Origin of the sequence: Streptomyces sp. NPDC005202 (assembly GCF_040608235.1) — a bacterium.
Taxonomy (GTDB): domain Bacteria; phylum Actinomycetota; class Actinomycetes; order Streptomycetales; family Streptomycetaceae; genus Streptomyces.
The window spans coordinates 35194-55141 of record NZ_JBEXHW010000032.1 but is presented as its reverse complement, the minus strand read 5'-3'; the positions used below and the strand labels follow the sequence as shown (position 1 = coordinate 55141).

At 72.9% G+C, this 19948-nt stretch carries 15 protein-coding genes and 1 pseudogene; 7 read left to right on the top strand and 9 right to left on the bottom strand.

Going from position 1 to position 19948, the window contains the following annotated elements; genetic code table 11:
- Positions 1 to 217 precede the first annotated feature (217 nt).
- A complete protein-coding gene (locus ABZV31_RS31185) occupies positions 218 to 1315 on the bottom strand; it encodes a mechanosensitive ion channel family protein (protein WP_355900242.1) in 1098 nt (365 codons plus the stop codon).
- 323 nt (positions 1316 to 1638) lie between these two features.
- Between ABZV31_RS31185 and ABZV31_RS31180 the strand changes: the two genes are divergently transcribed.
- Positions 1639 to 2175: an HNH endonuclease gene (locus ABZV31_RS31180; protein ID WP_355900241.1), complete on the top strand. Its 537-nt coding sequence runs from the start codon at positions 1639 to 1641 to the stop codon at positions 2173 to 2175.
- A gap of 217 nt (positions 2176 to 2392) precedes the next feature.
- Here ABZV31_RS31180 and ABZV31_RS31175 read toward each other — a convergent pair whose 3' ends face one another.
- The 4 genes from ABZV31_RS31175 to ABZV31_RS31160 all read right to left on the bottom strand — a co-directional run bounded on the left by ABZV31_RS31175 (position 2393) and on the right by ABZV31_RS31160 (position 8139).
- Positions 2393 to 3763 carry an FtsX-like permease family protein gene (locus ABZV31_RS31175; protein WP_355900240.1) on the bottom strand — a complete coding sequence of 457 codons (1371 nt, stop codon included), beginning with the start codon at positions 3761 to 3763 and terminating at the stop codon, positions 2393 to 2395.
- Complete coding sequence (locus tag ABZV31_RS31170) at positions 3760 to 4449, bottom strand: ABC transporter ATP-binding protein (RefSeq protein ID WP_355900239.1); 690 nt, start codon at positions 4447 to 4449, stop codon at positions 3760 to 3762. The genes ABZV31_RS31175 and ABZV31_RS31170 overlap by 4 nt, the downstream gene beginning before the upstream one ends.
- The gene (locus tag ABZV31_RS31165; RefSeq protein ID WP_355900238.1) at positions 4446 to 4979 is read right to left on the bottom strand and encodes a PadR family transcriptional regulator; all 534 of its coding nucleotides are present in this window, start codon (positions 4977 to 4979) and stop codon (positions 4446 to 4448) included. Before ABZV31_RS31165 ends, ABZV31_RS31170 begins: the two co-directional genes overlap by 4 nt.
- A gap of 127 nt (positions 4980 to 5106) precedes the next feature.
- Positions 5107 to 8139 carry a beta-N-acetylglucosaminidase domain-containing protein gene (locus ABZV31_RS31160; protein WP_355900237.1) on the bottom strand — a complete coding sequence of 1011 codons (3033 nt, stop codon included), beginning with the start codon at positions 8137 to 8139 and terminating at the stop codon, positions 5107 to 5109.
- A 260-nt stretch (positions 8140 to 8399) separates the two neighbouring features.
- On the opposite strand from ABZV31_RS31160, the gene ABZV31_RS31155 reads away from it, so the two are divergent.
- The 3 genes from ABZV31_RS31155 to ABZV31_RS31145 all read left to right on the top strand — a co-directional run bounded on the left by ABZV31_RS31155 (position 8400) and on the right by ABZV31_RS31145 (position 11169).
- The gene (locus ABZV31_RS31155; RefSeq protein WP_355900236.1) at positions 8400 to 8675 is read left to right on the top strand and encodes a hypothetical protein; all 276 of its coding nucleotides are present in this window, start codon (positions 8400 to 8402) and stop codon (positions 8673 to 8675) included.
- Positions 8676 to 10802, top strand: a complete 2127-nt coding sequence (malQ, locus tag ABZV31_RS31150; protein ID WP_355900235.1) for a 4-alpha-glucanotransferase — start codon at positions 8676 to 8678, stop codon at positions 10800 to 10802.
- Between the two features lie 97 nt (positions 10803 to 10899).
- Positions 10900 to 11169 (top strand): hypothetical protein, encoded by a 270-nt coding sequence (locus tag ABZV31_RS31145; RefSeq protein ID WP_355900234.1) that lies wholly within the window; start codon positions 10900 to 10902, stop codon positions 11167 to 11169.
- Positions 11170 to 11374: 205 nt separating this feature from the next.
- Here the strand turns inward: ABZV31_RS31145 and ABZV31_RS31140 are convergent, their stop codons facing one another.
- Entirely contained in the window at positions 11375 to 11959 is a 585-nt protein-coding gene (locus ABZV31_RS31140; RefSeq protein ID WP_355900233.1) for a TetR family transcriptional regulator, read from the bottom strand.
- 128 nt (positions 11960 to 12087) lie between these two features.
- On the opposite strand from ABZV31_RS31140, the gene ABZV31_RS31135 reads away from it, so the two are divergent.
- Positions 12088 to 13557 carry an FAD-dependent monooxygenase gene (locus ABZV31_RS31135; protein ID WP_355900232.1) on the top strand — a complete coding sequence of 490 codons (1470 nt, stop codon included), beginning with the start codon at positions 12088 to 12090 and terminating at the stop codon, positions 13555 to 13557.
- 203 nt (positions 13558 to 13760) lie between these two features.
- Here ABZV31_RS31135 and ABZV31_RS31130 read toward each other — a convergent pair whose 3' ends face one another.
- Positions 13761 to 14279, bottom strand: coding sequence for a MarR family transcriptional regulator (locus ABZV31_RS31130; RefSeq protein WP_355900231.1), 519 nt, complete (start codon positions 14277 to 14279; stop codon positions 13761 to 13763).
- Between the two features lie 134 nt (positions 14280 to 14413).
- On the opposite strand from ABZV31_RS31130, the pseudogene ABZV31_RS31125 reads away from it, so the two are divergent.
- A pseudogene (locus ABZV31_RS31125) lies at positions 14414 to 15366 on the top strand (EamA family transporter).
- A gap of 115 nt (positions 15367 to 15481) precedes the next feature.
- On the opposite strand, the gene pepN reads toward ABZV31_RS31125, so the two are convergent.
- Positions 15482 to 18067, bottom strand: coding sequence for an aminopeptidase N (gene pepN, locus ABZV31_RS31120; protein ID WP_355900230.1), 2586 nt, complete (start codon positions 18065 to 18067; stop codon positions 15482 to 15484).
- 112 nt (positions 18068 to 18179) lie between these two features.
- On the opposite strand from pepN, the gene ABZV31_RS31115 reads away from it, so the two are divergent.
- Complete coding sequence (locus ABZV31_RS31115; RefSeq protein ID WP_355900229.1) at positions 18180 to 18695, top strand: DUF1203 domain-containing protein; 516 nt, start codon at positions 18180 to 18182, stop codon at positions 18693 to 18695.
- On the opposite strand, the gene ABZV31_RS31110 is transcribed toward ABZV31_RS31115, so the two are convergent.
- Positions 18692 to 19708, bottom strand: coding sequence for an aspartate-semialdehyde dehydrogenase (locus ABZV31_RS31110; RefSeq protein ID WP_355900228.1), 1017 nt, complete (start codon positions 19706 to 19708; stop codon positions 18692 to 18694). The two genes, ABZV31_RS31115 and ABZV31_RS31110, sit on opposite strands and share 4 nt — an antisense overlap.
- Positions 19709 to 19948 lie beyond the last annotated feature (240 nt).

The window sequence follows — 19948 nt, the reverse complement described above, 5'->3', positions numbered from 1 at the left end:
CCAGCTTCTCAACATGATCACCTGGAAGTCCACGGCGGGTCGCGGGCCTTCCTAGATCACTGTTAGGAAAGTTTCCTATTCGGGTGGGAGGAACGTAAGCCCGGGACGAAGCGGGCGTCAATAGACGGCGCCCCCGCGGCAACAGACTCGTTACCTGCGGGGGCGCGGGGGCGCGGGGGCGCGGCGCGGTGCTGCGTCGTCGGCTCGGCGGGGCGGGCTACTTCGGCGCCGGCCGCTGCGGCGCGATGGGTGCCGCCGCCTCCGCCTGCGGGGACGCGGTGTTGGAGAACGCCGAGGGGGCCGCGACCGCCGCCGTCGGGTCCGGGGCCTCGTCCTCCTCCGCCGGGGCCGTGGCGCCGCCGACGATGCGGATGTCGGCCGCGTCGAAGGCGCGCTTGATGCGCCAGCGCAGCTCGCGCTCGACGGTGAGGGCCTTGCCGGGCATGGTCTTGGCGGAGACGCGGACGACCATGGAGTCCAGCAGGACGCTGTCCAGGCCGAGGACCTCGACGGGGCCCCACAGGAACTCGTTCCAGGGCTCTTCCTTGCTCATCTTCTCGGCGACCTTGTCCAGCGTGGCCTTGACCCTGTCCAGGTCCTCGGACGCCTTGACGGTCACGTCGACGCCGGCCGTCGCCCAGCCCTGCGAGAGGTTGCCGATGCGCTTGACCTCGCCGTTGCGGACGTACCAGATCTCACCCTTGTCGCCGCGCAGCTTGGTCACCCGCAGACCGACCTCGATCACCTCGCCCGAGGCGACGCCCGCGTCGATCGTGTCGCCGACGCCGTACTGGTCCTCCAGGATCATGAAGACGCCGGAGAGGAAGTCCGTGACCAGGTTGCGGGCGCCGAAACCGATCGCCACACCGGCGACACCGGCCGAGGCCAGCAGCGGGGCCAGATTGATCTGGAACGTGGCCAGGACCATCAGGGCCGCGGTGCCCATGATCAGGAAGCTCGCCACGGAGCGCAGCACCGAGCCGATCGCCTGCGAGCGCTGTCGGCGGCGCTCGGCGTTGACCAGCAGACCACCGAGCGCGGTGCCGTCCACCGCCTGCACGGTGCGGTTCATGCGGTCTATCAGCTTGGTGATCGCCCGCCGGACCACCACTCTCAGCACCGCCGCGATCACCAGGATCAGCAGGACCCGAAGGCCGATCGCCAGCCACGTGGACCAGTTCTGCTCGACCCAGCTGGCGGCGTTCGTCGCGCTCTGCTGGGCGTCCTGGAGCGTGGGGACCGTCGGGGTCGTCGTCTCCGAAGGGGACGGCGACGGCGACGGACCGGCGGCCAGTAGGACGGCGGGCAAGGACACGGCAGATACCTCCAGGTGCGTCCGCCCTCCGGCGCAGCGGTCAGTATCGTCGAGGTCACGGTAAGGTCACCGGACGGGCAGAACCACCACATTAACGGGGCGCGGTGTGTGGATTCCCGCGTTGTTCGAAGGAGAGACGGTGCTCACTCGCCTCTGAACAGGCCGTGTGAACGAGTCGCCGAGTGGGGGATGCATCAGGTGTGGTCGAAAACACTCCCAGCCCGTTACCGGGACATGGTGGCGCTTCCACCAGGCATGAGGGGAGACTGGCTGCAGATCGTCCCGGCGCGAGCCACGCGCCGCCGGCGTACAAGGAGGCATCCGTGCCGCATGTCCTGGTCCTCAACGCGTCGTACGAGCCGCTCGGCGTCGTACCGCTCCGCCGCGCGCTCGTCCTCGTCCTTGAGAACAAGGCAGTCTGCCTCGAGGAGTCCGGCGCCTTTATGCACAGCGCAACCGTCAAATTCCCCGCACCCAGCGTGGTCCGGCTCAAGCGATTCGTCCGGGTTCCCTATCGGGGACCCGTTCCTCTGACCCGAAGGGCGCTGTTCGCGCGCGACGGGGGCCGGTGCATGTACTGCGGTGGCGTCGCAACCAGCGTCGACCACGTCATTCCGCGCTCCCGCGGTGGCAAGCACGTCTGGGACAACGTGGTGGCCTCCTGCCGCCGCTGCAACCACGTCAAGGCCGACCGCCACCTCGTCGAGCTGGGCTGGCGGCTGCGTCACAAACCCGCTCCGCCCACCGGCCTGGCCTGGCGCATCATCGGCACCGGCCATAGGGATCCGCGCTGGCTGCCGTACTTGCAGCCGTACGGCGCGGACGACGCCCTGGCCCGGATCGACGGCATTTCCGCCTGACCGTCCGGGCTTTCGTATTGCCTGGGCCAGGGGCTGCCCGCCTCGGCCGGAGTGCCGCTCCGGTCCGGGGGTCCCCCGTGTCACCGGAGGGCTGCTCTGGTCCGGAGGGGTCCCCCGCGTGTCACCGGAGGGCTGCTCTGGTCCGGAGGGGTCCCCCGCGTGTCACCGGAGGGCTGCTCCGGTCCCGGGGGTCCCCCGTGCCCCCGGGACCGGACGCTCACGCGTACCGCAGCTCCGTCGGGCGCACCGAGCGGCGCAGCAGCGGCAGTGAGGCGGCCGCGGCCAGCAGACAGGCGGCGTACACGCCGGCGGGCACCAGCAGCGCCGCGTACGGTACGGACCAGCCGGCGTGCGCCTCGGAGGCGATCCGCCCGTACCCGATGCCGATCGCCAGGCCTCCGGCGCCTGCCGTCAGGACGGCCGGGGCCAGCGGCAGCGCGGTCTCCAGCAGCAGTGCCCGGGCGAGCACCGCCCGCGGCACCCCGGCGGCGACCTGCGCGGCCAGGCCCCGGCGGCGGGTGGCGAGGGACTCGGCGGTGCCGACCGCGAGCCCGGTAAGGACGATCACGAGGGCGACCAGGATGGCGGCGGCCGTGAGGTTCAGCCCTGTCGTATAGAAGGACATGTCCATCCCGAGCTGGTTCACGCGCCGCATCTCGCGCAGCTCGTCGAGCAGCACCTGCCGGACGCCCACGAACCCGGTTCCCACGACCGTCACCAGCAGCACCGCCGCGTGGGTGCGGGCCGCCGCCCACGGGTCGTCCCGCAGCCGCTCCGCCGCGATCAGCACCGCGGGCGACCCGGTCCGGGCCGCGAGCTGCCGCCCGGTCAGCGCGGACGTGGCGCCCGCGAACCACACCGAGCCCGCGCCGACCGCCAGGAGTGCCCCGAACACGGTGAGCGGCACGGTCCCGGAGCCCGGGCCGAGCACGCGCGCGGACGTACTCGCCACGGCGACCGGTGCCGCCACGACCACGACCAGCAGCGCGCCCAGGAACAGCAGCCCCGGCCCGCGTCCCGTCCGCGGCCGGGTCCGCCGCACCCAGCCGAGCGGCGAGGCCACCACCCGGCGCAGCGCCAGCACCCCGGCCGCCGTGCCCAGCACCGGCACGGCCACCGCGATCAGGGCGATTCCGGTCCAGGCGAGCGCGGTCGGCCGCTGCCACAGACCCAGCAGGACGAGCACCGAGACGGCGGTGGCGAGTGCCGAGCCCAGCAGGCAGGCCAGCCCCGTCTCGAGCGCGGCGATCCGCCGGACCCGGCCCGGGGTCGCGCCGGCCAGCCGCAGCGCGGCCATCCGCCGGTCGCGGTGCACCGCGCCGATGCGGGTGCACTGGCCGAGGAAGCCGAGCACCGGAACCAGCAGGAGCAGCAGGGTGACGATGACGCCGGAGCGCTCGCCGGGCTCGTCCAGCAGACCGTTGCCCAGGGACACGCGGAAGTACCCACGGATCGAGGCCAGGACGGCAGCGGCGAGGCCCAGCCCCGTCGCGCACAGCGCCCCCACCGCCGTGAGGGCGATCCGCCACCACTCGCGCCGGTCGGACCCCTGGACGAGCAGCCAGGCCAGCCGCAGATCGGACCTCATGCGGTCACCCCCAGCGGAGCCGTCACGCCGTCCTGCAGCCGCACCTCGCGGTCGGCGTACGCCGCCACCTGGGCGTCGTGCGTGATCAGCAGCACCGCGGCACCCGACTCGCGGGCGGCGTGCACCAGGGCCGTCATCACCTGCTCGGTCGCCAGGGAGTCCAGCGCCCCCGTCGGCTCGTCCGCGAAGACGACCTTCGGGCCGGTCACCAGCGCCCGCGCCAGCGCCACCCGCTGGGCCTGGCCGCCGCTCAACTCCCCGGGGCGCAGCGTCTCCTGCCCCTGAACGCCGAACCGCTCCAGCCACGCGCCGGCCCGCTTCTGGGCGTCCCGGCGCGCGGTCCCGGCCAGCATCAGCGGCAGCGCCACGTTGTCGAGGGCCGTCAGCTCGGGGATCAGCTGGCCGAACTGGAAGACCACGCCGAAGTCGGTGCGGCGCAGCTCGGCGAGGCGGTGCTCGGGCAGGGTGTCCAGGCGCTCTTCGCCGTAGGTCACCGAGCCCCCGTCCGGGCGGACGATGCCCGCGAGGCAGTGCAGCAGCGTGGACTTCCCGCTGCCACTGGCGCCGGTCACGGCGACGATCTCGCCGCCGCGCAGCTCCAGGCCGGCGCCGCGCAGCGCCGGGGTCCTGCCGTGGGCCTTGACGAGGTCTCGGGCCACCAGAAGGGGCGCCGGGTGGGTGGTCATGCTCGGTCGACCTCCGCGGTCAGATTGGTGAGCCGGGCCTGGGTGGTGGTCATCCAGCGCAGGTCGGCGTCGAGGTGGTTGAGGGCGTAGTCCGCGGAGAGCACGGTCGTCAGGTCGGCGCCCGGGGCGGTCTTGACCGCCGTCAGCTCCCGCATCCGCTCCATGTGGGCGGCCCGCTGCGCCCGCAGATGGGCGGCCGGGTCGCCGCCGGTGAGGATCGCGACGACGACCTTGGCGAAGATCTCGTTCGTCACGAAGGGCGCGGGCGGTGTGATCTCCCCGGCCCAGGCGGCCAGTTCGCGGGAGCCCTCCGCGGTGATGCGGTACAGCGTCCGCTCGGGGCCGCCGTCGGAGTCGGTCCCCTCCACCTCCGCGAGGCCGTCACGGACCAGCCGCTGCAGGGTCGTGTACACCTGCCCGTAGGCCAGCGGGCGGGCCTGCGGAAAGTGGTCGTCGTGGCGTCGCTTGAGGTCGTAGCCGTGGCTCGGCCCTCCGGCGAGCAGCCCCAGCAGGATGTGGCGGGTACTCATGGAGATCAGTATGTACTCAATACATGTACTGAGTGAATAGTGAGCGCCGAAAATGATCGGCGAAATGATCGGCGATAATGATCGGCGAAATGATCGGCGGAAGACCTCGGCGCGAGCCGCCCGCGGCTCAGTCCACGACCGCGTACGCCTCCACCGACCACAGCGAATAGCCGTACTGCGTGGCCCGCTTCTCGCCCTGCACCCGCACGTACCGCACGTCGCGCTGGTCCATCCGCAGGACCTCGCGGCCGCCCCGGCTGTCCTTCACGGTGGCGGCGGTGCGCCAGCGGCGGCCGTCCGCGGAGACCTGGACGCGATACGCGGACGGGTGCGCGTCCTGCCAGTGGAGGACCACCTGGCCGAGCCGTACCGGGCGGGCCAGCTCCACCTGCCACCACGCGCCGTCGTCGACGGGCGAGGACCAGCGCGTGCCCGGGTCGCCGTCGTTCGCCGCCGACGCCGGGAAGTCGGGCGTCTCGTCGCCGGACGAGCTCGCGGTGCCGGTGCGGGCCAGGTCGGGGCCCGCGGTGCGCGGGAAGGCGCGGACGGTGAGCGTACGGGTCACGCCCGCGAAGGAGATGCGGACGTCGTACGGCCGCGACGGCGAGGTCGGTGGCACGGTCACCTCGACGGGTACCTCCGTCGTCGTGCCCCGCTGCAGCGTCAGGGAGGCGGCCGGGACGCGGACCTCGATGCCCTCGGGGGCCTCGACGGTGACCTTGCCGCTGACCTCGGCCGGGCGCAGAGAGGCCAGCCGGGCCGTCAGCCGCTCGGTTCCGCCGATCTCCGCGTCCGTGCTCGTGCGCGACAACTCCAGGTCCGCGGCGGGCGAGTCGGCGAACCACGGAACCAGGTGGCGTACGCGGGAGGGGGCGGGGCCGGCCACGCGGACGGCGTCCACGGGATCCTCGGTGGTGAGCCAGGGCCCTTGTCCGGCGGGGGGCTCGCCGGTCGCCCGGTGGGAGCCGGTGCCGGTGCCGGTGCCAGTGCCGGTGCGGGTCGTCGGGTGGGTGCCGGTCGTCGGGTGGGTGCCGGTGCCGGTCGTCGGCCGCCGGGGGACCGTGAGCTCCGTCGCGCCCGTCTCCCGCAGCGTCCCGATGCGGCGCCAGCCCTTCCCCGGGACGTGTGCCTCGACGTCTCCGCTGGTCCCGGGGTCCGTCAGTACCGTCACGGAGGCCAGGGCACGGGCGCGCGGGAAGCGGAGCGTGCGGCCGTCCCCGGCATCGCCCCGGTTCACGGCCGGTTCGTGCGCCAGGCCCGCCCAGGCCTCGTAGGCCTGCTCGGCCCGGTCGAGGAAAGGGTCCAGCACGCCCTTGCCCACGGTCACCCCGCCGTGCCCGAGGTCGACGCGCAGCCGGCCGAGCGTCCGGTACGCGGCCCAGGCGGCCGCCGCGTCGCCGGTGCGCTGGGCGCGCAGCATGTCGAGCACCGCCGCGCCCGCCTCGCCGTAGCGGGCCAACTGCGCGGACCACGGGGCGACTTCGGCGGCCAGGCCGCTGTCGCCCGCCAGACGTTGCGGCGTCTCGCGCAGCACCGTGAAGGCGGCGCGCAGCCGCCGCTCGGCGGTGTCGTACGCGGCGCGGTCCGTCGTCGTGCGCGCCTGCCAGAGGTCCGCGATCAGGGGCCGCAGATACGCCGACTCGGTGCCGCCGAGGACCGAGGACGCGTCGTTCCCGGCGAGCGCCGAGAGCGCCTCCGCGCGCCGCCCGTCGCCCGCCGCGAGGTCGGCGACCGCCGCACGCCAGGACTCCTGGGGGCGGTAGTCGCGGGGGTTCCAGGCGTAGTCGGCGGCCGTGAACAGCGGGATGCGGGAGGCCTCCGCCTGCCCCATCGCGTTGGCGAGGAGCGCGGCCGAGCCGCTCGCGACGGCCGGTTCGCGGCCGGTGTAGGGGCCGAGGAAGATGCGGTCCTCGGCGTAGTCGTTGACCGGGTAGTTGTCCATGGTGACCAGCGGATGTCCGAACACCTCCTTGGCCTCGGCCAGTTCGCGCCCGGTGATGGTCCGGGGCACCACGCCCACACCCGTCCACGCGACCTGGACGCCCTGGTCCAGCGCGGTCGCCAGTGCCCGCCGGTACGGCGTCGCGCCGTCCTCGTAGAACTCGGTCGGCATCAACGACAGCGGGGCGGCACCGGGGTGACGTTCCGCCAGGTACCGGGCCACCGCGTTCGCCACCCGTGCCTGCGCCCGCGCCGCCGCGTCCGGCCCGGACCCGAACCGGTCCGCGTCCGCGCCGCAGTGCCACTCGCTGTAGCTGACGTCCTGGAACTGCAGTTGGAAGGCCCGGAAGCCGAGCGCCCACATCGCGTCCAGCTTGCGCGTCAGCGCCCGTACGTCGGCGTCCGACGCGAAGCACAGGGACTGGCCCGGGGCCACCGCCCAGGCGAGCGTGACGTGGTTGCGGCGCGCCCGCTCGGCCAGCTCCCGGAACGCCGCCCGCTGCCCGGCCGGGTACGGCTCGCGCCAGCGCTCCTGCCGGTAGAGGTCGTCGCCGGGAGCGTACAGATACCGGTTCTGCTTGGTCCGGCCCATGAAGTCCAGCTGCGCGAGCCGCTGCTCCTGCGTCCACGGGGTGCCGTAGAAGCCCTCGGTGGTGCCGCGCACGGCGGTGCCCGGCCAGTCACGGACGACGACGCCCGGGACCGTACCGTCGGGGCGGACCAGTTGACGCAGCGTCTGCACGGCGTGGAACAGGCCGTCCTCGCCGGCGCCGGTGAGGCTCATGCCGCCGTGGCCGACGGTGAGGAGATAGCCGCCGGAGGGGAGCGCGTGGCGCGGATCGCGGTGCGGCTGCTCGGTGCGCGCCCGCACGACCAGGGCGCCCGCCGGGGCGGAGTCCGCTTCACCGGCCGTCGTGATCTTCCGAGCCCCGGCCTTGCGCAGCAGCGCGCACAGGGCGTCGAGGGCGTACGGGTCCGCCGTGGCGTCGGTGATCAGGGCGACCTGCTCAGGGACCGCGACCGTGCCGCCGGTGGTGCGCAGGGACTGGGGGCGGGGCCAGACGGCGACGTCGGGGGAGGCGGCGGAGGGCTGCTCCGGATTCGTGGTCGCGGTACCGGGGACCGGCGGAGCCGCGTCGGCCGCGGGAGCGGCCGCCAGGGATCCGGCGACGACGGCGAACGCGAGGGCGGCCGCCCCCTTCCCGCGCCGAAGCTGCACGGACCCCCTCCTCGTCGTCGGCCATCCCCATGGCAGTGTCGAAGAACGTCGAAGAACGTCGAAGAACGTCGAAGAACATCGAGCCCACCATCCGCGCGGTGAGGTGTCAACGGGAGTGGCCAATGTGCCGCGTTTGCCCCAACCTGGAGAGCGCGGAATGTGACCAGAAGCACGTAGTTCGTTTGTGTGCGTCTGCCGTCGCGCGCACTGGGTAGGGCTGCGGTAATCCGCTGGATGCCGTACTCGACAAGGAGGCCCCCGTGGCCGCACCGGCACACCTTCTGCTCTCGGCCCTGTCCAAACGCACGGCGGAGCCGCCCGCCGACCCCCACCTGTGCGTCTTCAGCGCGGAGGGCCCCTGCACCGAGGCCCCGCTGACCAGCGAGCCACCGCTGCCCGATGCCGAGCCGCTGACCAGCGAGCCGCCGCTCGCCGAGGCCGCGCCCCTGACCAGCGAGTCCTCCGCCGAGCTCGCTGCCGCGCTCGAGCAGGGGGCACCCCTGTCCGACCCGGACCCCTGCAGTGCGGAGCTGTAGATGACGGCGCCGCGGCCGGCCGAACTTCCCACCGAGGACCTGACCCGGCTCGCCGAGCTGCACGGCGTCGCCACGTCCTACAGCCCCTCCCCGGGCCGTACGGTCACGGCCTCCGCCGCCGCGGTCGTCGCCGCCCTGGCCGCCCTCGACGTCGACGCGAGCACCCCCGAGGCCGCCCGCGCCGCACTCACCGCCCGCGAACGGGAGCTCGGGGAACGGCTGCTGCCGCCGACCGTGGTGTGGTGGACCGGTGACACGCCCGGCCCGAGCGAGGGTGCGCCCGCCGCCCTGGCCGGGCTGCCGCCGGGCACCCGGTTGCGCATCGAGACCGAGCAGGGCGAGACCCGCGCCGCCGCCGACCGCCTCCCGACCGGCGTGCACCGGCTGACGGCCACCGCCCCCGACGGCCGGACCCAGCAGGCGCACCTGGTCGTCGCCCCGGCCCGGCTGCCCACGCCGTCGGGACGTTCGTACGGGCTGCTCGTCCAGCTCTACTCCCTCCTGTCGCACCGCTCCTGGGGCATGGGCGACCTGGGTGACCTCGCCGAGCTGAGCGCATGGGCCGGGCGGGCGCTGGACGCCGGGTTCGTGCAGGTCAACCCGTTGCACGCGGCGGTGCCCGGCGCCCCCGCCGACCCGTCCCCCTACCGCCCCTCCTCGCGCCGCTTCCCCGACCCGGTGCACCTGCGCGTCGAGGACATCCCCGAGTTCGCGTACGTCGAGGAGCGCGAACGCCTGCGGACGCTGCAGGAGCGGGCCGAGCGGCTGCGCGCCGCCGTCCTCGACAAGGGCGCGCTGATCGACCGGGACGCGGTGTGGGAACTCAAGCGGGAGGCGCTGGAGCTGCTGCGTCAGGTGCCGCTCGGCCCTACCCGCCGCGCCGCCTACGCCGACTTCCTCGCCGAGGAGGGCGAGGCCCTGGAGGACCACGCCACCTGGTACGCCCTGGCCGAGGTGCACGGCTCCGACTGGCACAGGTGGCCCGCGGGGCTCCGGGATCCGCGGTCCGCCGAGACCGCCCGCGCCCGCGCCGAGCTGATGGACCGGGTCGACTTCCACTCCCGCCTCGCCTGGCTCACCGACGCCCAGCTCACCGCCGCCCAGCGCACGGCGCGCGAGGCGGGCATGCCGATCGGGGTCGTGCACGACCTCGCGGTGGGCGTGCACCCCGCCGGGGCCGACGCCTGGGCGCAACAGGAGTACGTCGCGGCCGACATGTCGGTCGGCGCCCCGCCGGACGCCTTCAATGCGCGGGGCCAGGACTGGGGCCTGCCGCCGTGGCGCCCCGACCGCCTGGCCGAGTCCGGCTATGCGCCCTTCCGCCGCCTGCTGCGCGCCCTGTTCCGCTATGCCGGCGCCCTGCGCATCGACCACGTCATGGGCCTGTTCCGGCTGTGGTGGATCCCGCAGGGCCGGCCGCCGACGGAGGGCACGTACGTCCGCTACGACGCCGAGGCCATGCTCGCGATCCTGGTGCTGGAGGCCTCGCGGGCCGGGGCCGTGGTGATCGGCGAGGACCTGGGGACCGTCGAGCCCGGGGTGCGCGAGACGCTGAACCGGCGTGGGGTGCTCGGCACCTCGGTGCTGTGGTTCGAGCGGGACTGGGAGGGCGACGGCCGGCCCCTGCCCCCCGAACGCTGGCGCGCCGACTGCCTCGCCACCGCCACCACCCACGACCTGCCGCCCACCGCGGCCCGCCTCACCGGCGAGCACGTCGAACTGCGCCACCGCCTCGGCCTGCTCACCCGCCCGCTGGAGGAGGAGCGCGCGGAGGCGGCCGCGGACACGGGCGAGTGGTTGTCGCTGCTGACGGAACTGGGCCTGCTGCAGGGCACGAGCGGCGGCCTGTGCATGTCCTCGGAGGAGGCCGAGATCCAGGCCGTCCACCGCTTCCTGCTGCGCACCCCGGCCCGCATGATCGGCGTCTGGCTCCCGGACGCCGTCGGCGACCGCCGCCCGCAGAACCTCCCCGGCACGTGGGACCAGTACCCGAACTGGCGCCTGCCCCTCGCCGACGCGGACGGCCGCCCCGTGACACTGGAGGAACTGGCCGCGTCGCCCCGGCTCCACGCGCTGACGGACGTGTTGCGGGCGGGGGTGCGCGGGGCGAAGGGCGGGGATGGTTGACCGTGGAGGTGCCGTGGACGGCTCGGGAGAGGGTTCCCGGTGCCCCGTACGGCACCCCGGGCGCGCGGCCCGTTCGGGCGTTTGCTACTTTTGCACCGTGGACAAGAAGAACGCCCTGCGCGCCGGCGCCCTGGCCGCCGGTACGACGCTGATGATGCTGCTCATGTCGTCCCCCGCGCTCGCGCTGACCCGCGACGACGGCGACGACCCCGGCACGGGCCTGAGCGTCATCCAGACGCTGGGTCTCTTCGTCGGCGTCCCGCTGGCCCTGTTCGTGATCATCGCGGGCCTGGTCGTCGTGCTGGACAAGTCCCGGGCCAAGCAGCAGGGCACCAGCCGCAACATCAACGTCAAGGCGAAGGCCTGACCGGAACGTCCTGAGAAGGTCTGACGGAACCTTCTGAGAAGGCCGACCGGCACCTTCTGACACGGGGCCGCCCGCACCGGGCCGCCCACCGCAGGCTCCCGCCGAGGGCGCCGACCCCGCCGTATGTACGCACACTGCCATGCGTGGGCGAGGCCGGCGCCCTCGACGTGTCTCACGGCTCGGGCGTGTTTCCGGGGCGCGTCTGTCACGGGCTCGGCGCGGTCAGGTACCGCTGCACCGTGGGCGCCAGCCACGCCACGATCTCCTCGCGTGTCAGCGCCACGGCCGGCGGGAACCGCAGCACGTAGCGGGTGAGCGCGAGCCCCAGCAGTTGCGCCGCGCACAGCGCGGATCTTGCCGGGACCTGCTCGGGGTCGGGGCACACCTGCCGGGCGACCGGCAGCAGTTGGTCCCGGAACACGCCCTGCATACGCTCGGCCCCGGCCGCATTGGTGGCGCTGACCCGCAGGATCGCCGTGAGCTCCCCGTTCTCCTCCCACAGGGCGATGAAGTGCGACACCAGCGTCCGCCCCACCTCCTCGCGCGGCAGTGCGGCCAGGTCCGGCAGCCGCAGGTCGAGGGAGACGGCCGCCGCGAACAGGCGCTCCTTGTTGCCGTAGTACCGCATCACCATCGACGGATCGATGTTCGCGTCCTTGGCGATCGCGCGGATGGTGGCCCGCTCGTACCCGTCGGCGGCGAAGCGCTCGCGCGCGGCGTCGAGGATGGCGGTGCGGGTGGCGTCGGAGCGGCGCGTGGGGGCGGGTGCGGGGGAGTTTCCTTCAGGCATGCCAACAAATGTAGGCCAACAGGCGTTGACAAGTCCAGGGCTCGGGCCTACGTTTGCCAACGAACGTTGGCCAACAAGTGTTGACCAACGAGCGTTCGCCAACGAATGCTGGCATCCAGGAGGCCCTCATGACCGGCAGCACTGGCACCCCCGCCCACACTCCCATCCCCACCCCAGTGATCATCGTCGGCGCCGGCCCCACCGGCCTCCTTCTGGCCGGTGACCTCGCCACCGCCGGCGTCCCCGTCACCCTCCTCGAAAAGCGGCCGCACAAGATCAGCAACCTGTCCCGCGCCTTCGTCCTGCACGCCCGCACCCTCGAGCAGCTCGACGCCCGCGCCCTCGCTGACGACCTGGAGGCCGTCGGCCGCCCCCTCGACCGGCTCCGGCTCTTCGGCCGGCTCAGCATCGACCTCGCGCACCTCCCCTCCCGGTTCAACCACCTGCTCGTCCTCCCGCAGTCCGAGGTGGAGAAGGTCCTGGAGCGCCGCGCGGTCGAGGCCGGCGTGGACTTCCGGTACGAGACCGAGGTGACCGGGCTGGCCCAGGACGCCGACGGTGTGACGGTCGAGGTCCGTAGGACCGGCGGGCGGCCGGAGTCGTTGCGGGCCGCGTACGTCGTCGGCACAGACGGGATGCGCAGCGCCGTGCGCAACGCGATCGGGCTGCCCTTCCCGGGGCACTCGGTGATCCGTTCCGTCGTCCTCGCGGACGTGCTGCTCGCCGAGCAGCCCGAGGCGCTGCTCACCGTCAACGCCGTCGGCGACGCCTTCGCCTTCATCGCGCCCTTCGGCGACGGCTACTACCGGGTCATCGGCTGGAACCGCGGCCGCAACGTCTCCGACAGCGAGCCCGTCGGCCTGGACGAGGTCAAGGAGATCGCCCGGCTCGCCCTCGGCCGCGACTTCGGCATGCACGACGCCCGCTGGATGTCCCGCTTCCACAGCGACGAGCGCCAGGCGCCCGCCTACCGGGTCGGCCGCGTCTTCCTCGCCGGCGACGCCGCCCACGTCCACACCCCGGCCGGCGGCCAGGGTATGAACACCGGCCTGCAGGACGCGGCCAACCTCAGCTGGAAGCTCGCCCAGGTCGTCACCGGCCACGCCCCCGGGGCGCTCCTCGACACCTACCAGGCCGAGCGCCACCCGGTCGGCAAGGCGGTGCTGCGCAGCAGCGGCGGCATCGTCCGCCTCGCCATGGCCAAGCGCCCCTGGACGCTGGCCCTGCGCGCCGCGCTCACCACCGTCCTCACCACGGTCGCCCCGGCCCGTCGCAGGGCGGTCGGCCAGATCACCGGCATCGGCTACCGGTACGCCTCTCCTCGCGGCTCCCACCGTCTCGTCGGCACCCGCGTCCCGGACGTCGCCCTCGCCGGCGGCGGCCGCCTCTACGAGGCCCTGCGCGGCGGCCGGTTCGTGCTCATCGCTCCGCAGGAGTACGAGGTCGGCCGGGACCGCGCCGACCGGCTGACCGCGTCACGCTGGGCAAGCGACCGCCGTACGGCCCTGCTGGTCCGCCCCGACGGCTACGTGGCCTGGGCGGCGGACTCGGCCGACCCGGCCGCGATCGAGTCCGCGGTAGCGGCCCACGTAGGCTGAGCAGCCGCCCGCCGGGGGGCGTCAGACGTGAATTTCCCGGACGCGTGGCAGTGTTCGAAAAGAATGTCCGTTCGGTGTGTACACCGGTGAGCAGCAGCTCCAGAAGGGAACGATCGGCTTTCTTCCGACGCGGCGATGCGGTCGGTGAACTTCGTCCACAGATGGGCGGCCGGGGTGGACGGAACGGCTCCGTGGCGGTCGGGCTACTGCGGGGAGCCCTGGGTCCCCGTCAGCAACTCTCGCAACAGGTCGGCCAGTTGGCCGGTCTGCTCGTCGTCGAGGGTGGACAGGGCCTCCGTCTGGACGGCGAGGCCCGCGACGACCGCCTCGTCGATGAGCCGCAGGCCCTTGTCGGTCAGCGTCACCTGCAGGCCGCGGCGGTCGTGCGGGTCGGGGGAGCGGCGCAGCAGTCCCGCGCGTTCCAGCTTGTCGAGGCGGCCGGTCATACCGCCGGTGGTGAGCATGAGCGTCGCCGAGAGCTGCCGGGGCGAGAGCGTGTACGGGGCGCCGGTGCGGCGCAGCGTCGCGAGGACGTCGAACTCGCCGCGGGAGATCCCGAACGGCGCGTAGGCCTTCTCCATCCGGTCGCCCATCGCCCGCGAGAGCCGGAAGATCCGCCCGAAGACCTCCATCGCCGTGGTGTCGAGGTCGGGTCGCACGGCCGCCCACTGGTCGATGATCGCGTCGACGGCGTCCTTGCGCTGTTCCGGGCGTGCACTCATGGCTGGAGTATCCGCCGCCGCTACGGTCACCCGCAAGAAAGTGGCTTGACGGAAAGTAGCTTAGAGCTAAGCTACTTTTCGCTCGAGCCACCTGGGTCCGGCAACCGCCGGTCCCGCTTCGAAGGGTGCGTCCCATGGTCGCCAGTCGCACAGTCCTCATAGCCGTCACCGCCCTGGCCCCCGTCTCCTGGGGCACCACCTACGCCGTCACCACCGAACTCCTCCCGCCCGACCGCCCGCTGTTCACGGCCCTGTTGCGCGCCCTGCCTGCCGGGCTCCTGCTGATCGCCCTGGCCCGGGTGCTGCCGAAGGGCGCCTGGTGGTGGAAGTCGGCGGCCCTGGGCGCACTCAACATCGGCGCCTTCTTCCCCCTCCTCTTCCTGTCCGCCTACCGGCTGCCCGGGGGCATGGCGGCCGTCGTCGGCTCGGTCGGCCCGCTGTTCGTCGTGGGCCTCTCCGCGCTGCTGCGGGGCAGCGGCCGACGGCGCGGGCACTGCTCGCCGGGATCGCGGCCGCGTTCGGCGTCAGCCTCGTCGTACTGAAGGCCGCCGGGGTTCTTGACCCCGTGGGCGTCCTGGCCGCCCTCGCCTCGACCGCCTCGATGTCCACCGGCACGGTGCTGACCAAGAAATGGGGCCGCCCGGCCGGCGTGGGTCCGCTCGCGCTCACCGGCTGGCAGCTGACCGCCGGCGGCCTGCTGATCGCGCCCCTCGCCTTCCTGGCCGAAGGTGCGCCCGCGCCGGACGCCCGGGCCGTCGGCGGCTACGCCTACCTCGCCCTGGCCAACACCGCGGTCGCGTACTGGCTCTGGTTCCGCGGCATCGGCCGGCTCACCGCTACCCAGGTCACCTTCCTCGGCCCGCTGTCGCCGCTCACCGCCGCCGTGGTCGGCTGGGCCGCGCTCGGACAGGCCCTCACCCCCGTCCAACTGGCCGGCATGGCACTGGCGTTCGGGGCGACGGTGGCGGGGCAGCTCGGGGTGCGCCCGGCCGGCCCGGCCCGCGTACCGGCACGATCCTTCGGTTCCTCCGAAAGGAATGCTCGAAAAGATCCGACGGACCTGACGAGTCAGGCGCTGCGACGGTAGATCCGGCCGCGATCACCTACCAGCGAAAGGACCCGCGTGCCGACGTCCTCCCCCGGACAGGATGAGAAGGGGCGCCCGGTCGAGCACCGGGCGCCCCCCGTCGGTACAAGAGGAACTACTCGGCCGCCGCCGCGTCCGCCGCCTGGGCCTTCAGGGCGCGTTCGACGCCCGCCCGGGACTCCAGGACGAGCCGGCGCAGGGCCGCGCTCGGCTCGGCGGAGGCCAGCCACTCGTCCGTCTTGCGCAGGGTGTCCTCGGACACCTGGATGGACGGGTAGAGGCCGACCGCGATCTGCTGGGCCATCTCGTGGGAGCGGGACTCCCAGATGTCCTTGACCACCTCGAAGTACCTGTCCGTGTACGGCGCCAGCAGCTCCCGCTGGTCGGTCTGGACGAAGCCCGCGATGACCGCCTCCTGGACGGCGTTCGGAAGCTTGTCGCTCTCCACGACCGACGCCCAGGCCTCCGCCTTGGCCTCCGGCGTCGGACGGGCGGCGCGGGCGGTGGCCGCGTGGCGCTCGCCGGCCGCCGTCTTGTCGCGCTCGTACTCGCCCGCGATCTCCGCCTCGTCGAACCGCCCGACCGCCGCCAGCCGCTGCACGAACGCCCAGCGCAGCTCCGTGTCGACGACCAGGCCCTCGATCGTCTGCGAACCGTCCAGCAGGGCCTCCAGCAGGTCCAGCTGCTCCGGTGTACGGGCCGTCGCCGCGAAGGCGCGCGCCCACGCCAGCTGGTGGTCGCTGCCCGGCTCGGCCGTGCGCAGGTGGGCCAGCGTGGCCTCGGTCCAGCGGGTGAGCAGGGCCTCGCGGGCGGCCGGGTCGGCGTACACGTCGATGGCCAGCTTCACCTGGCGGTGCAGCGACTGCACGACACCGATGTCGGACTCCTTGCCGATGCCGGACAGCACCAGGGACAGGTAGTCGCGGGTCGCGAGCTCCCCGTCCCGGGTCATGTCCCACGCCGACGCCCAGCACAGGGCGCGGGGGAGGGACGACTCGAAGTCGCCGATGTGCTCGGTGACGAAGGCGAGCGACTGCTCGTCCAGGCGGACCTTCGCGTACGACAGGTCGTCGTCGTTGAGCAGGATCACCGCCGGGCGGCGCTTGCCGACCAGCTGCGGTACGGCGGTCAGCTCGCCGTCGACGTCCAGCTCGACGCGCTCGGTGCGCACCAGCTTGCCGCTCGCGTCGTCGAGGTCGTACAGGCCGACCGCGATCCGGTGCGGGCGCAGGGTCGGCTCGCCCTTCGCGCCGGCGGGCAGAGCGGGGGCCTCCTGACGGATGGCGAAGGAGGTGATGACACCGTCGGCGCCGTCATGGTCCGTCTCGATCGCCGGGCGGAGGATGTTGATGCCCGCTGTCTCCAGCCACTTCTTCGACCAGGTCTTCAAATCGCGGCCGGAGGTCTCCTCCAGGGCGCCCAGCAGGTCGATCAGGCGCGTGTTGCCATAGGCGTGCCGCTTGAAGTACGCCTGCACGCCCCGGAAGAACTCGTCCATGCCGACGTACGCGACCAGCTGCTTCAGGACGGAGGCGCCCTTGGCGTACGTGATGCCGTCGAAGTTGACGAGGACGTCGTCCAGGTCGCGGATCTCGGCCATGATCGGATGGGTGGACGGCAGCTGGTCCTGCCGGTACGCCCACGTCTTCATGGAGTTGGCGAAGGTGGTCCACGCGTGCGGCCAGCGCGACCCGGGCGCGTAGGCCTGGCAGGCGATGGAGGTGTAGGTGGCGAACGACTCGTTCAGCCACAGGTCGTTCCACCACTCCATGGTGACCAGGTCGCCGAACCACATGTGGGCCAGCTCGTGCAGGATGGTCTCCGCGCGCACCTCGTACGCCGCGTCGGTCACCTTGGACCGGAAGACGTACTGGTCGCGGATGGTGACCGCGCCCGCGTTCTCCATCGCGCCCGCGTTGAACTCCGGCACGAACAGCTGGTCGTACTTCTCGAACGGGTAGGCGTAGTCGAACTTCTCCTGGAACCAGTCGAAGCCCTGCCGGGTCACCTCGAAGATGGCGTCCGAGTCGAGGTACTCGGCGAGGGAGGGCCGGCAGTAGATGCCGAGCGGCACGCTCTGCCCGTCCTTCTCGTACACGCTGTGGACGGAGTGGTACGGGCCGGCGACGAGCGCGGTGACGTACGTAGAGATGCGCGGCGTCGGCGCGAACACCCAGACGTTGTCCTGGGGCTGCGGGGTGGGCGAGTTGGACACGACCGTCCAGCCCTCCGGTGCCTTCACGGTGAACTGGAAGGTGGCCTTCAGGTCCGGCTGCTCGAAGGAGGCGAAGACCCGGCGGGCGTCCGGAACCTCGAACTGGGTGTAGAGGTACGCCTGGTTGTCGACGGGGTCGACGAAGCGGTGCAGGCCCTCGCCGGTGTTGGTGTACGCGCAGTCGGCGACGACGCGGAGGACGTTGCGGCCCTCCAGCAGGCCCGGCAGGGCGATACGCGAGTCCTTGAAGACCTCGGCGGGGTCGAGGGGGTCGCCGTTGAGCGTCACCTCGTGGACGGTCGGGGCCACCAGGTCGATGAAGGACTCGGCGCCGCTTTCGGCGACGTCGAAGCGCACCGTGGTCACGGACCGGTAGGTACCGCCCTCCTGCGCGCCGGAGAGGTCGAGATCGATCTCGTACGAGTCAACGGTGAGCAGCTGCGCCCGCTGCTGCGCCTCTTCGCGAGTCAGGTTTGTGCCAGGCACGCGGTCATCTCCTCGTGATGTGTGGATTGCGCCATCCTTCCATGTGACGTCCACGGAAAGCGATGTCCGGATCCCGCCGGTGAACGGAGTCGGCGGGGGCAAGCCTGGACGCATGACGACCGACACGACTGCGGACACGACTGCGGACACGACGACGTACACCGCCCGGCCCATCCCCCCGGCGGTCCTGCGGCAACTGCGCGCTCTCGATGACGCCGGGCGGCCGATGGTCCCCGTCACCGACGGCGAAGGCGGCGCGCCCCTTCGCTGCTGTCTGCGCCGGAGTGAGGCGGGCGAGCGGATTGCCCTCGTGTCGTATGCGCCCCTGCGGCGCTGGGCGGCGCAGACGGGCGCCGATCCCGGGGCGTACGACGAGCAGGGACCCGTGTTCATCCACGCCGAGGAGTGCGCGGGCCCGGGCGACGGGAGTGCCCACCCGTTCACGAACGCGCACCGCGCCGTCCGCCGCTACTCCGCCGACGGCAGGATCCTCGGCGGTCGGCTCGTGGAGCGGCCCGAGGAGTTCCGTGCGGCCTTTCACGACGCGTTCGACGACCCGGACGTGGCGCTCGTGCACGTCCGGGCCGTCGAGTACGGGTGTTTCCTCTACGAGGTGCGCAGGGACTAGCCCCGCGGTTCCGCCGCCACCAGCTCCGCGATCTGGACGGCGTTCAGAGCCGCGCCCTTGCGGAGGTTGTCGTTGGAGACGAACAGGGCGAGGCCGTTGTCCACGGTCTCGTCGCGGCGGATGCGGCCGACGTACGACGGGTCCTTGCCGGCCGCCTGGAGCGGGGTCGGGATGTCGGTGAGGACCACGCCGGGGGCGTCGGCCAGCAGCTCCGTGGCGCGCTCCGGCGACAGCGGGCGCGCGAACCGGGCGTTGACCTGGAGGGAGTGGCCGGAGAAGACCGGGACGCGGACGCAGGTGCCGGAGACCTTCAGGTCCGGGATCTCGAGGATCTTGCGGGACTCGTTGCGGAGCTTCTGCTCCTCGTCGGTCTCGTTCAGCCCGTCGTCGACGAGGTTGCCCGCGAAGGGGAGCACGTTGAAGGCGATGGGGCGCTTGTAGACGGCCGGCTCGGGGAAGTCGACCGCCTCGCCGTCGTGGGTCAGCTTGTCGGCGTCGGCGACCACCTTCTGGGTCTGGCCGTGCAGCTCCGCGACGCCCGCGAGGCCTGAGCCGGACACCGCCTGGTACGTCGCCACGACCAGCGCCTCGAGGCCCGCCTCCGCGTGCAGCGGCTTCAGGACCGGCATCGCGGCCATCGTCGTGCAGTTCGGGTTGGCGATGATGCCCTTGGGGCGGTTCACGACCGCGTGCGGGTTCACCTCGGACACCACCAGCGGTACGTCCGGGTCCCTGCGCCAGGCCGAGGAGTTGTCGATCACGACCGCGCCCTGCGAGGCGACCTTCTCGGCCAGCGCCTTCGAGGTCGCGCCGCCCGCCGAGAACAGCACGATGTCCAGGCCGGTGTATTCGGCCGTCGCCGCGTCCTCCACCGTCACGCCGTCGAGGACCGTCCCCGCCGAGCGGGCCGAGGCGAACAGGCGCAGCTCGTCCAGGGGAAAGTTCCGCTCCGCGAGGATCCTGCGCATGACCGTGCCGACCTGACCGGTGGCTCCGACGATTCCGACCCTCACGGTGACTCCCTCTGCGTGTTCTGTACGTGCGTGTTCTCGGCCGAGGCCTTTCCATCATGCGGCCGACCCCGGCCCACGTGTCCAATTCTTTGCGCGGCGTGCCCGAGGAATGGGACGAGCCGACCCGGCGCACGGATGCGGTCCTCCGGCGTCCACACCGGGTGAGCTGCAGAAATTCGCTCGGTGAGGCCTCCGTGCCGCAAGCTGTGCTGCCTCGTGCCTGCCCGCCCGCTGCCGGCG